Origin of the sequence: Streptococcus sp. 20925_1_22 (genome assembly GCF_041431685.1) — a bacterium.
Classification (GTDB): domain Bacteria; phylum Bacillota; class Bacilli; order Lactobacillales; family Streptococcaceae; genus Streptococcus.
On record NZ_JAPVYE010000004.1, the window covers coordinates 124924 to 137005 of the forward strand.

The following is a 12082-nucleotide window of genomic DNA, read 5'->3' on the forward strand; positions in this document are numbered from 1 at the left end:
TTAGAACTCCGTCAATTCAAAAGTGCCTGACTCTTTTTCGTATTCGAGGTGTTTGTCAGACAAGAGCTCGATAAATTCAATATTGTAAGGGGTATTTTCTTCGATGAGCTTACGAGCCTGAATACGGCCTTCCAATTCATTAGCTGCTTCAATCTCTAAATAAAGGGCACGTGTCTTTTCACGGCGCGGGCTGCGCTCTTTTGTTTCCTGATAAAAAACTTTGTAAATCATAAGATTCCTTTCTGTGATAAGGTCTAAAAAATAAAAGAAGGCAGGCGTTAGCGCATTTCTTCACATGATAAATTAAAAATGATAAATGGAAAGTGAGCGATTGCTGTGACTTCTGATAGGGCTTACTCAAATGAAGAGGCTAAAATGCTGTTTTAGCCTTGTATCTTATGGAAAAGTAAGAGTAATGAAATTGACCTGATGTTTAATTATTATTGTAATTATACCATAGAATGAGCTTAGGAAGCAAGTCGGGACGGTAAATTTCAGAGACGGTTTTTCAGCCAAAGCGGCTTGACAAAAAGAAAAATCAAGCGATGAACATTTGGTCACTTGATTTTGAGGGCTGCTTATTTGGCGAAATAGCCGTGCTTGCGGTACCAATCTACCACGTCAGCTATGCTTTCTTCGAGAGGGCGATGCTGTCCGCCTAGCTCGCTCTCGGTTTTGGCAAAGCTAAAATTACTTTTGAGATATTCTTCGGCCATGAGATGAGCGAGCTCATTGGTAACCAAAATTGGTTTTTTGGTGAGCCGGTGGTAGAGCTCACTTGCTTGGGCATAGATTTTGACGAAAAGAGGGGAGATCTTGCGCTTGGGGGCGGGAACGCCAGTGATTTTTTCCAGTATTTGGTACAATTCTGTCATGGTCACTTGCCGTCCAACTGCCAGATAGCGCTCCTTTGAGCGTCCGTATTTCATGGCGCGGAGATGAATATCTGCTACATCTCTAACATCCACCATATTATAGCTAGCCTTTAAGATACCTGGAAGTTTTTGCTCTACAAAATTGATAATCAGCTGCCCACTGGAGGTCGGACCAAGGTCTCTAGGACCCAACATTACACTCGGCAAGATAAAGCAACCGAAAACATCTGAATGCTTGTCCAAGAAATCACGAACGGCCTCTTCACTCAAAATCTTGCTGCGATAGTAATCAAAAGGAGTATCTTTTGAGCGAGACATGCTTTCATCGATTAGCTGATTGGCCTCACCTTCCAGTACGACACAGGAGGAAGTATGGACAAATTGGCGGATACCAGCCTCGTAAGCAGCTTCTAGGAGGTTATTTGTGCCTATAATATTAGTGTCGTAGAGCTCCTGCCAGTGCTTGCCGCCTTTATAATTATCGCGGAAAAAAGCAGCGGTATGAAAGAGGCTGTCGCAGCCTGCTAGATAGTCACGATAGCTTTCGGGCTCTAAAATATCCCCCTTGACAATCTGGATAGGCAGGTCGGCAAATTGTTTGCGCGCTTTTTCCTCGGAGCGAACGAGAGCGGTCACTTGAATGTTTTCTTTTAGCAGAGCACGCACGAGATTATTTCCTAAAAGACCGGTCGCACCAGTCACAAAAGCGTGGGTCATTGTTCTAGCTGGTTTTTGATTTGTAGGGTTTGGGGTCATCCGTTTTTCCTCCTTTTGCAAATAGATGATATATCATCTATTTAAGATTTTATATTTTTTAACTAAAATTGTCAACAATTTACCTAATCTAGTGTAAAATAGTATAGAAGTGATTTTTGAAAGGAGAGCAGCGTGGTAGCAGAAGGAATTCGATTTGGCTATTTGTTTAGAAGTGCAGAGAGCTTAGCGACGAGAGAATATGGGAAGTTGCTAGAGCCTTTGGGAATTACGCCCAATCAAAGCGAGGTCTTGCTCGTTTTGGGCGAACATGCTCCGCTGTCTCTCAAGGGCTTGGGGGAATCCCTGATTTGTGAGGAAAAAAGCCCTAGTCGCTTGGTGCAGTCTTTGATTAAAAAAGGCTTGGTCAAGAAGGAAATTTCTAGCAAGGACAAGCGCAGTTCTCGCTTGAGCTTGACTGCTGCTGGAGCGGATTTGCTGCCCAAGATTGCTGAGCAAGAAGCGATTTTTGGAAAACACTTGGCGCAGCAAGTGCCTAATTTGGAGGCTTTTAGCCAGATTTTAGAGGAATTTTTGGTAGATAGTTTCTACGAAGACAAATTAAAACGCCGCTCACTTTGGCGGCAAGAGGAAAAATAGAGGATAAGCATGAAGATTGCAGCTTTTGATACGTCAAGTAAGGCGCTGACGCTCGCGATTTTAGAGGACGAGACCTTGCTGGCGCAGATGACTTTAAATATAAAGAAAAACCACAGCATTACCCTGATGCCGGCTATTGATTTTCTGATGAATAGTCTGGACATGAAGCCGACGGATTTGGATCGTATCGTAGTTGCTCAGGGTCCGGGCAGCTACACAGGTCTGCGAATGGCGGTGGCGACAGCCAAGACTCTGGCTCATACCCTCAAGATTGAGCTGGTCGGTGTGTCTAGTTTGCTGGCTTTAGTCCCAGAGCAGGTGGAAGGTTTGGTCATTCCTGTCATGGATGCCCGCCGCAATAATGTCTATGCTGGCTTTTATCAGTCTGGTCAGTCTGTACGGCCGGAGGCTCATCTGCCATTGGCAGAGGTTTTGGAAATAGCTGGCGTTGCTGATCAGCCAGTCACCTTTGTCGGAGAGACTGCAGTGTTTGCGGAGCAGATTGAAGCTGCTCTTCCTGGGGTATCGGTTCAGCCGACTTTACCAGATGCGGCAGCTATTGGTCGTCTCAGTTTAGACCTGCCAGCCCAGTCTATTCATGACTTTGTTCCTAACTATCTCAAGCGGGTAGAAGCCGAGGAAAATTGGCTCAAGACCCACCAGGAATCCAGTAATTCTTACATTCAGCGCCTATGATTAAGTTGAGAAAATGGAGCGACAGCTCGGATGTGGACGTGGCAGTTCTAGCAGAAGAGCTGGAACAGCTCTTACTTGCAGTCTATGCGGTCAGCCCTTGGACTGTGGGTCAATTGGAAGAGGTCCTGCTCTCGAATGTGAATAGATGTGCGCTAGCAGAAGATGGGAGTCAGCTTGTCGGCTTTTTAGTCTGGCAGGATACAGACTTTGAAGCAGAAGTTCTGCAGATTGCTGTATTGCCTAACTATCAGGGGCAGAAAATCGCGACAGCCTTGTTTGACTTTTTGCCTGCCGACAAGGAAATATTCCTCGAAGTGAGAGAGTCAAACAGGCCAGCTCTGCTATTTTACAAAAAAGAAAGATTTGAAGAAATTGCGCGGCGAAAGGCCTACTACCATGCGCCGGTGGAAGACGCGATAGTCATGAAAAGAGAGATCCATGAAAGATAGATATATTTTAGCTTTTGAGACGTCCTGTGATGAGACCAGTGTGGCGGTTCTAAAGAATGAAACCGAGCCTTTGAGCAATGTCATTGCCAGTCAGATTGAGAGCCACAAGCGTTTTGGCGGAGTGGTACCGGAAGTGGCCAGCCGTCATCATGTAGAGGTCATTACGGTTTGCATTGAGGAGGCCTTGGCAGAAGCAGGGATTAGCGAGGAGCAGGTCACAGCAGTGGCCGTTACCTACGGTCCTGGTCTGGTTGGGGCCCTTTTGGTCGGCTTGGCAGCGGCTAAGTCCTTTGCCTGGGCTCATGATATTCCCTTGATTCCGGTCAATCATATGGCTGGACACCTGATGGCAGCCCAGAGCGTGGAACCTTTGGAATTTCCCTTGCTGGCTCTCTTGGTCAGCGGCGGTCATACTGAGCTGGTCTATGTCAGTCAGGCTGGTGACTATAAGATTGTGGGTGAGACCCGCGATGATGCGGTCGGAGAAGCCTATGATAAGGTCGGTCGAGTCATGGGGCTGACCTATCCAGCAGGCCGGGAGATTGATCAGTTAGCTCATGAGGGACAGGATATTTATGATTTTCCGCGGGCCATGGTCAAGGAAGACAATCTGGAATTTTCTTTTTCCGGTCTCAAGTCGGCCTTTATCAACCTGCACCACAATGCCCAGCAAAAAGGAGAGGTCTTATCTAATCAAGACCTGTCAGCAAGCTTTCAGGCAGCGGTCATGGATATTCTCATGGCCAAGACTAAAAAAGCGCTGGAAAAATATCCAGTCAAGACTCTGGTCGTGGCGGGCGGTGTTGCGGCTAATCAATGCCTGAGAGAACGCTTGACAGCTGAGATTCAGGATGTGAAGGTGATTATTCCGCCTCTTCGCCTCTGCGGTGACAATGCTGGTATGATTGCCTATGCTAGTGTCAGTGAGTGGAATAAGAAGAATTTTGCCAGTTTGGACCTCAATGCTAAGCCAAGTCTGGCTTTTGAAACGATGGAGTAAAGGAGAAGAATGCGCGGGCAGACATTTAAACAGGGGGCACAGGCGGCAGTGCCAACGGCTCTGGGCTATATTGGGATTGGCCTAGCCTGTGGCATCATGGCGGCACCCTATATGAATCCCTTGGAGATGGGGCTGATGAGTATTTTGGTTTATGCCGGCAGTGCCCAGTTTGCCATGATTGGTTTGTTTACCCAGCAGGCGCCTGTCTTAGCCATCGCACTGACTGTTTTTCTCATCAATATTCGGCATCTTCTGCTCTGTCTGCATGCGTCAACCTTTTTTCGGAAGTCTAGCTTGATGCAGAACATTGTCATTGGGTCTTTTTTAACAGATGAATCTTATGGAGTCTTGATGGGGGAGCAGGTGCATACAGAGGAAATCGCTGCTAGCTGGATGATGGGTAACAATTTCATGAGTTATACTGCTTGGATTTTGGGGTCTATTTTGGGAACTGCCCTCGGTGCCCTTCTGCCCAATCCTGAGAGCTTCGGCCTGGACTTTGCCCTAGTCGCCATGTTTATTGGCATTTTCTCTTCTCAGTTTACAATCATGCTGCGCCGGGTCAAGATAAAGAAGCTCTTTTTGGTCTTAGGTGTGGTGGGTCTTGCCTACTTGCTCCTGACCATGCTGCTTCAAAATTCGCTGGCGGTGCTTTTTGCAACCTTGCTAGGCTGTACAGTGGGGGTGATTTTGGATGATAAGTAAATATATTTTGCTAGTTATTCTTTTGTCAGCTCTAGTCACTTGGATTCCACGGGTTTTGCCCTTTATCCTAGTCAAGTACAAGGGGCTTCCGCCTATGGTAGAGCGTTTCCTCAAATATCTGCCAGTTTCCATTATCTTTGCCCTTATCCTGTCTAGTGTCACCAATGCTAAAACAGGTCGGCTGCCGAGTTTTAAATGGCTGGATTTAATAGCCGTTTTTCCGACTAGCTATGTAGCTTTTAAGTATAAGAACTTAATTGCAACTGTTGTGTTTGGTGTAGTCTTGGTGGCCTTGCTGCGCTATCTAGCTGGATTTCTTGGCTTGTAAAGAAGATACAAGACAGATTGAATCGGTCGATTCGGTCTGTTTTTTTGCTAAATTCTAAGAATTGTCTGAAAATATAATATTTTATGCTATAATGGAACCAATCAAAATTATGGAGGTTCGGAAATGGCAGAAGCAGGTCATAAATTTTTAGCAAAATTAGGAAAGAAACGCCTTCGTCCCGGTGGCAAGCTGGCAACGGACTGGCTGATTGAGCAGGGGCATTTTTCCAGCGATAAGAAAGTTCTAGAGGTTGCCTGCAATATGGGGACCACAACAATCGAGCTAGCTAAAAAATATGGCTGCCAAATTACTGCAGTTGATTTGGATAAGGCTGCGCTGGCTCAGGCTAAGCTTAATGGAGACAAAGCTGGTGTTAGTGAACTCGTCACATTTGAGCAGGCTAATGCCATGAAGCTGCCTTATGATGACAATTCTTTTGATATTGTTATCAATGAAGCCATGCTGACCATGCAGACGGATAAGGGGAAGGCCAAATGTATGGATGAGTACTACCGGGTGCTGAAGCCAGGTGGAGTGCTCCTCACACATGACGTCATGCTCAAACAAAAAGATGAGAATGTCCGGGAAGAGCTATCTCGTGCGATTAATGTCAATGTGGGGCCTCTAACCGAGGGCTCTTGGATTCAGCTGGCACGTTCTCATGCTTTTGACCGTGTGGACACCTTTGTCGGCGAAATGACCTTGATGAGTCTTCGAGGTATGATTTATGACGAAGGACTGGGCGGCACACTGAAAATCTGCTTCAATGCCCTTAAAAAAGAAAACTACAGTCAATTTATGAAGATGTTTAAGATGTTCCAAAAGAATCAAGAAAAACTGGGCTTTATTGCTATGGTTTCTCGCAAATAAATACTAGCCGCTTTGGAAACTCTAAGGCGGTTGAAAAAATTTTCTAAAAAAGCTTGACCCTGACCTTAGGTCAGGGCTTATACTATAGTGGTAAGGAGGTCTATCATGTACCATATCAAAGAAGCTGCGCAGCTTTCGGGAGTCTCTGTCAAAACCCTGCATCATTACGACAAAATCGGACTTTTAGTACCCGCCAAATCAGAAAATGGCTATCGGACATATAACCAAGCTGATTTAGAGCGGCTGCAGGTCATTCTTTACTATAAGTATCTAGGCTTTTCCTTAGAGAAAATAGCAAAGCTGCTGAGTCAGGATGATCAGGCCTTATTGCCGCATCTGATTAGGCAGTTAGAGTATTTGCAGCAGGAAAGAGACCGCTTGGATACCTTGATTTCCACCTTGCAAAAAACCATCCAAGATGAAAAGGGAGAAAGAAAAATGACAATGAAAGAAAAATTCGCAGGTTTTACCTACGAAGACAATCAAAAATACCATCAAGAAGCCGTCGAAGAATACGGTCAAGAAGTCATGTCAGAAGCATTGGCTCGTCAAAATGGACGGGAAGAAGAATCTGCCGCAGCTTTCAATCAAGTTTTTCAAAGTCTGGCAGAGAATATGCAACAAGGCTTGCCGATTGAAGCAGCAGAAAATCAGGAGCAGGCAGCGCGTCTCTTGCAAGCCATTCGTACTTACGGCTTTGACTGCTCACTGCAAGTCTTTGCCCACATCGGTCAGGGCTATGTCCACAATCCAGAATTCAAGAAGAATATCGATCAATTTGGAACAGGAACTGCCCAGTACACAGCAGATGTGATTGCTGCTTATGTGCAGACAAATGCAGAATAAAAACTGGTGAGAATATTCTGCACTGCACCCCAAAAGTTAGTTAACTTTTAGGTTGCAGTGCAATGTTCCTCGACCAGTTTTTTCAATTACTTTAAAATATTTTTCTAATCACTCATAATGCAAGCTTCCTGCCACCCAGCCGGTGCAGAGGGCGGAGGTGATGTTAAAGCCGCCCGTGTGGGCATTGATGTCTAGGACCTCTCCAGCGAAGTGGAGGCCGGGAACCAGCTTGCTTTCCAGAGTTTTAGGATTGATTTCTTTGAGGCTGACACCGCCCTTGGTGACAAAGGACTTGGCCAGGGACATTTTGCCAGTGACAGGGATGGGCAGTTCTTTGACTTGCATGATGAGGTCCTCTTTTTCACTGATATGGAGTTGTTTGACTTTCTCGGGAAAGGGCTGGGCAAAAAAGTCTGCCATTCGTTCGGGTAGGAGGATTTTCAGACAGTTCTTCAGAGATTTTTCCCGATGTTCTTCTAAAAAATCTGCCAAATCCTGCTTCCTCATCTGCGGCAGAAGATCCAGATAGATAGTTTCGCCGCCTTTGACAAAGCTAGACAAGCGCAGGGCTGCCGGACCTGATAGGCCAAAGTGGGTAAAGAGCAGGTCGTGGGTAATGACATGCTTTCCGTAGCTCAGGGTCACATCGTCTAGCGAAATCCCCTGAAGCGCTTTGTGAGGAAAGTCAGTCAGAAGAGGACTTTCAGCAGCTTCCAGGTCAGTCACTGTGTGCTTGAAGTGTCGGGCAATATCGTGGCCAAATCCTGTCGAGCCAGTTGAAGGGTAGGACTTGCCGCCAGTCGTCACAATCAATTTCTGGCAGGTCCAAGTCTGGTCGCTGGATCTGACAGTAAAAAGCTCATCAGTTTTTTTGACGGAGACAATTTCAGTATTGGTGATGACAGTGCCGCCCAGCTCTGCAATTTTCTTTTCCAAAGATTCGATAATGGTGCGGGACTTGTCTGTCGCTGGGAAAACACGGCCGTGGTCTTCGACCTTGAGTTTGACACCGTTTTCTGTAAAGAAGTTGATGATATCATGGTTGTCAAACTGGGAAAAGACGCTGTAAAGAAAGCGCCCGTTACCGGGAATTCCGGCCATGAGGTCATCTAGGTTTCCGTTGTTGGTCACATTGCAGCGCCCGCCACCTGTACCAGCTAGTTTCTTGCCCAGTCGTTTATTTTTCTCGAGGAGCAGGGTCTTCTGCCCGTGGAAAGAACTGGAAATGGCAGCCATCATGCCAGCCGGTCCTCCTCCGATGATGATTGTGTCGAAATACTTCATTGGTCTTTTCCTTTCGTGGAGAGTGGTTTCTATCAGTTAGTCAGAAATCTTGTGCTTCCTTGGTGAGCAGGATTTGCTATCTTGTAGACGTTCTTGGAAGGTTGTAGCTGAACATCTCTAGGCTTCTAAATTCATTTGATTTTTTCATTTCTTTTACTAGACTAATCTGTCTCATTGTATCACAAAAAAGGGCTAAAAAGATAGGAGTCAGGCTCAAAAAATATTGTGAAATTTGACAGTTAAGGCTTGATATGATAAGATTTAGGTATCTACAAACTAGAAAAAGTTTTTGAGGAAATTATGGCAATTGAAAAGACAGTCAGCGAGTTAGCCGAGATTCTTGGAGTTAGCCGCCAGGCGATTAACAATCGTGTCAAGGCACTGCCGCCAGAAGATACGGAAAAGAATGAAAAAGGAGTCACGGTGGTGACCCGCAGCGGCTTGATTAAGCTGGAAGAGATTTATAAGAAAACTATTTTTGAAGATGAACCTGTTAGCGAAGATGTGAAGCAACGCGAGCTGATGGAAATCTTGGTGGACGAAAAAAATGCTGAGATTGTGCGTCTCTATGAGCAGCTTAAGGCCAAGGACGGCCAACTGGCTAAGAAAGATGAGCAGCTGCGCATCAAGGATGTCCAGATTGCTGAAAAGGACAAGCAGTTGGACCAGCAGCAGCAGCTAACAGCTAAGGCTATGAACGAGCGTGAAACCTTGCTGTTGGAGTTGGATGAAGCCAAGGAAAAGGTGCAGGAGCAGGAAAGCAAGGGCTTCTGGGCACGTTTATTTGGAAAATAAAAATAAGGTTGGGACATCTGTCTCAACCTTGTTTTAAATAAGAATCGCTTTTTAGTAAGCTTTGTATTGTTCACAACATAAAGGAGGAAAATGAAATCACAAAGACTGGGACTTTTACGTCTCTATCGCAATCTTGATAAAATTCTGCTGCTCTTTTTCACGGTCTTTATGCTCATGGAGCTGGCCTGGGTGCCTTTCAACTCCTTTGCAGCAGAGACTCTGCTCAAGCAGACAGGCTACCTCTTCTTGTCTTATACGAATGCCCTGAAGGTTCTGACTTCAAATGTCTGGGTTGGCTTAGCCTTTCTAGCGCTTTTTGCAGCTAATCTCTTTGTCGCTTATTTTCAGATTGGACTGATATTTATGGGGCTCCGCAATCTTCTGGACGAGGAAGAACGAAGCGCCTTTCAGTTCATTAAGAAAAGTTTCAAAGACAGCGGCTCACTGATTCGCTACGCTAGGCCCAGCAAGGTCCTCTTTATTGCACTGTATATGGGTTTTATCTTTCCCTTTCTGCGGCAAATTCTCAAAATCTACTACTTGAATAAAATTTTGATTCCAGAATTTATCGTGACCTATCTCAAGACGGCCTTATGGATGAAATTATCAATCTATGCTTTAGGTTTTCTGCTTTTTTTGATAGCTGTCCGACTAATGTTTGCCCTGCCCAAGCTCTTTTTTGAGCATTTCCGCCTACGAGACGCGATTAGGTATAGTTTGGAGAAGACCAAGGGGCACTTGATTCGCTATACTTGGCAGCTCTTTTGGATACTGGCCAAGAGCTTTCTCTTCTTTCTTTTAAGCAGCATTCCGATTTTGATGTTGCAGCAGTATGCGGATGCCCAGTCCAATCAGATAGCCTTGATAGCGGCGGTTGTCAATTACTGCCTCATCAAGATGGCTTATTACTTTATGGTAGCCTACTTTCTGATTAAGTTTGTGGCTTTTCTGACAGACAGTAAGCTGTCTGAATACCGCTACAGAAAAGGCCTGCCTCTCATGCGCTGGTTTATCCTTTTGGTCACTAGCTCTGTCTTTGCCCTTGAAGGATTTGTCTATCTCAATCTGCCCTTGGAAAACGTCCCTCTGACCATCTCGCATCGTGGGGTTTCGCAGGGAAATGGTGTTCAGAATACGGTTGAGTCGCTTGAGAAGACAGCTCTGCTCAAGCCAGACTACATCGAAATGGATGTTCAGGAGACCAAGGACGGCCAGTTTGTCATGATGCACGATGCCAATCTAGAAGCCTTGGCCGGCGTCGATGCCAGACCGCAAGAGCTGACTCTGCAAGAGCTGACGGCTTTAGATATTTCAGAAAATGGACACACTGCCAAAATTTCCAGCTTTGATGCTTATCTCAAACGAGCCAATCAAATGGGCCAGAGACTCTTGATAGAAATCAAGACCAGCAGCTTGGACTCAGACGATATGATGGATCGTTTCCTGAGCCAATACGGAGCCAACATCAAGGTTTATGGCCACCAGATTCAGTCCTTGGACTATCAGGTTATTGACAAGACAGTACACTATGATGAGAGCATACCGACCTTCTTTATCCTGCCCTACAATACTATTTTCCCACGGACACAGGCTTCCGGCTATACGATGGAGTATTCGACCCTTGATGAAAACTTTGTCGATAAGCTATGGACGACAGATAAGCAGCTTTATGACTGGACCATTAATGATGCAGACAGCATCGGCAAATCCTTCCGCTTGGGTGTTGATGGCATGATAACTGATGATTTAGAGCTGGTTCAGAGCTCCATCAAGGAACTGCAAAATAATCCCGACTATGCCCTGCTTTTGATGAGTAAGGCAGCGGATTTGCTTAATTTTGTGTAGTGGACTAGTGAGAAAACGACTATAAATCAAAAAAGACTGAGATTCTTCAGTCTTTTTTGCTGGTTCGAGTATTGCTTGACTTATGTTTAGTCAAGTTGGAAGGTTATTTATCTTGCTTAAAATGGCAATTTGCCTGCGAAAGCGCCCATTTTCTTCTGAGTAGCATCATCAATCTGAGCCAACGCGTGATTCAGGGCCTGTGCAGTCATCTCTGACAGAGTTTCCAAATCTTCAGGATCCACAACTGCTGGATTGAAGTCAATGCTGACTACTTTTTTATCACCTGTCAGTTTAGCAACAACTAAATCTTGGGCTGATTTGCCGGTAAATTCTGTTGCAGCCAGTTCCGCTTGGCCTTTTTCCATTTGCTTTTGAAGCTTTTGCGCTTGCTTCATCATGCTTTGCATGTTCATCATAAGATTTTCTTTCCTTTCTCTCGCAAGGGCTTAGCCCTTGGTAATCTTCACTCTTCAAATTATATCATTTTTTGGGAAAGTGGCAAGAAGAACATTTCTAAGAGGTTTGACAAAAATTTAGCATTTATAGTAGAATGGTCATGAATCTATATACCAAGGAGAAGACAACTTGAAAAATAAGAAGATAAAAGCTTTGCTGTTGGTAGTGCTCTCATCCCTTTTTATCCTAATTGGCTGCAGCGGCAGCCCCAAAATTCAGGGAAAATGGAATGTACAGGACGCTAGCGGTGAACAAAAGACCATTGAAATAAAAGACAAGACCATTATTGTCAACGAAGAAGAGTATGAGTATACTCAAAATGCAGTTGGTTTTAAGAATGGGGTGAGTTATTATGGCCTGACTCGGAAAGATAATGGCGGAACATTTTCTATCGTCTTTCCTGAGAAAGATAAAAATATTGCTATTATGCTAATTCCTGACTCAGACGATGACTATCTCACAGGCAGTATGCTCTTTGCTATGAACCGCAAGGAAAAGCCGGATTATAAAAAATATGCAGAGGACTATCTCAATCTACAATAAAAGAAAAGCCCTTAGAAACTTCTGTTCTTAGGACTTT

15 protein-coding genes are annotated in these 12082 nt (G+C 45.0%); 11 read left to right on the forward strand and 4 right to left on the reverse strand.

Annotation, left to right across the window (positions count from 1 at the left end):
- Window positions 1–231 (reverse strand): DNA-dependent RNA polymerase subunit epsilon, encoded by a 231-nt coding sequence (locus O3621_RS06620; protein ID WP_011836427.1) that lies wholly within the window; start codon window positions 229–231, stop codon window positions 1–3.
- 347 nt (window positions 232–578) lie between these two features.
- Window positions 579–1631 carry an SDR family oxidoreductase gene (locus O3621_RS06625; protein WP_314449020.1) on the reverse strand — a complete coding sequence of 351 codons (1053 nt, stop codon included), beginning with the start codon at window positions 1629–1631 and terminating at the stop codon, window positions 579–581.
- 132 nt (window positions 1632–1763) lie between these two features.
- Here O3621_RS06625 and O3621_RS06630 point away from each other — a divergent pair, with 132 nt between their 5' ends.
- The 8 genes from O3621_RS06630 (at window position 1764) to O3621_RS06665 (ending at window position 7122) form a co-directional block, all read left to right on the forward strand.
- Window positions 1764–2228 (forward strand): winged helix DNA-binding protein, encoded by a 465-nt coding sequence (locus tag O3621_RS06630; protein ID WP_314449023.1) that lies wholly within the window; start codon window positions 1764–1766, stop codon window positions 2226–2228.
- Between the two features lie 9 nt (window positions 2229–2237).
- Window positions 2238–2924, forward strand: coding sequence for a tRNA (adenosine(37)-N6)-threonylcarbamoyltransferase complex dimerization subunit type 1 TsaB (gene tsaB / locus O3621_RS06635; protein ID WP_371513972.1), 687 nt, complete (start codon window positions 2238–2240; stop codon window positions 2922–2924).
- Window positions 2921–3373 (forward strand): ribosomal protein S18-alanine N-acetyltransferase, encoded by a 453-nt coding sequence (gene rimI, locus O3621_RS06640; protein WP_371513973.1) that lies wholly within the window; start codon window positions 2921–2923, stop codon window positions 3371–3373. The genes tsaB and rimI overlap by 4 nt, the downstream gene beginning before the upstream one ends.
- A complete protein-coding gene (gene tsaD / locus O3621_RS06645) occupies window positions 3363–4373 on the forward strand; it encodes a tRNA (adenosine(37)-N6)-threonylcarbamoyltransferase complex transferase subunit TsaD (RefSeq protein ID WP_314449033.1) in 1011 nt (336 codons plus the stop codon). The genes rimI and tsaD overlap by 11 nt, the downstream gene beginning before the upstream one ends.
- Window positions 4374–4382: 9 nt before the next feature.
- Window positions 4383–5078, forward strand: a complete 696-nt coding sequence (locus tag O3621_RS06650) for an AzlC family ABC transporter permease (RefSeq protein WP_314449036.1) — start codon at window positions 4383–4385, stop codon at window positions 5076–5078.
- Entirely contained in the window at window positions 5068–5406 is a 339-nt protein-coding gene (locus tag O3621_RS06655) for an AzlD domain-containing protein (RefSeq protein WP_314449038.1), read from the forward strand. The genes O3621_RS06650 and O3621_RS06655 overlap by 11 nt, the downstream gene beginning before the upstream one ends.
- Before the next feature lie 123 nt (window positions 5407–5529).
- A complete protein-coding gene (locus tag O3621_RS06660; protein WP_111676585.1) occupies window positions 5530–6276 on the forward strand; it encodes a class I SAM-dependent methyltransferase in 747 nt (248 codons plus the stop codon).
- A 105-nt stretch (window positions 6277–6381) separates the two neighbouring features.
- Window positions 6382–7122, forward strand: a complete 741-nt coding sequence (locus tag O3621_RS06665) for a MerR family transcriptional regulator (protein ID WP_314449043.1) — start codon at window positions 6382–6384, stop codon at window positions 7120–7122.
- 108 nt (window positions 7123–7230) lie between these two features.
- On the opposite strand, the gene O3621_RS06670 is transcribed toward O3621_RS06665, so the two are convergent.
- Entirely contained in the window at window positions 7231–8406 is a 1176-nt protein-coding gene (locus tag O3621_RS06670; RefSeq protein WP_314449045.1) for an NAD(P)/FAD-dependent oxidoreductase, read from the reverse strand.
- A 300-nt stretch (window positions 8407–8706) separates the two neighbouring features.
- Here O3621_RS06670 and O3621_RS06675 point away from each other — a divergent pair, with 300 nt between their 5' ends.
- Window positions 8707–9201 carry a DUF536 domain-containing protein gene (locus O3621_RS06675; protein WP_002903414.1) on the forward strand — a complete coding sequence of 165 codons (495 nt, stop codon included), beginning with the start codon at window positions 8707–8709 and terminating at the stop codon, window positions 9199–9201.
- Between the two features lie 90 nt (window positions 9202–9291).
- The gene (locus O3621_RS06680) at window positions 9292–11046 is read left to right on the forward strand and encodes a glycerophosphodiester phosphodiesterase (RefSeq protein ID WP_314449049.1); all 1755 of its coding nucleotides are present in this window, start codon (window positions 9292–9294) and stop codon (window positions 11044–11046) included.
- A gap of 116 nt (window positions 11047–11162) precedes the next feature.
- Here O3621_RS06680 and O3621_RS06685 read toward each other — a convergent pair whose 3' ends face one another.
- Window positions 11163–11462 carry a YbaB/EbfC family nucleoid-associated protein gene (locus O3621_RS06685; RefSeq protein WP_002919734.1) on the reverse strand — a complete coding sequence of 100 codons (300 nt, stop codon included), beginning with the start codon at window positions 11460–11462 and terminating at the stop codon, window positions 11163–11165.
- Between the two features lie 169 nt (window positions 11463–11631).
- Between O3621_RS06685 and O3621_RS06690 the strand changes: the two genes are divergently transcribed.
- On the forward strand, window positions 11632–12045 hold the full coding sequence (locus O3621_RS06690; RefSeq protein WP_314449052.1) for a glycosyltransferase: 414 nt from the start codon (window positions 11632–11634) through the stop codon (window positions 12043–12045).
- Window positions 12046–12082: the final 37 nt, after the last annotated feature.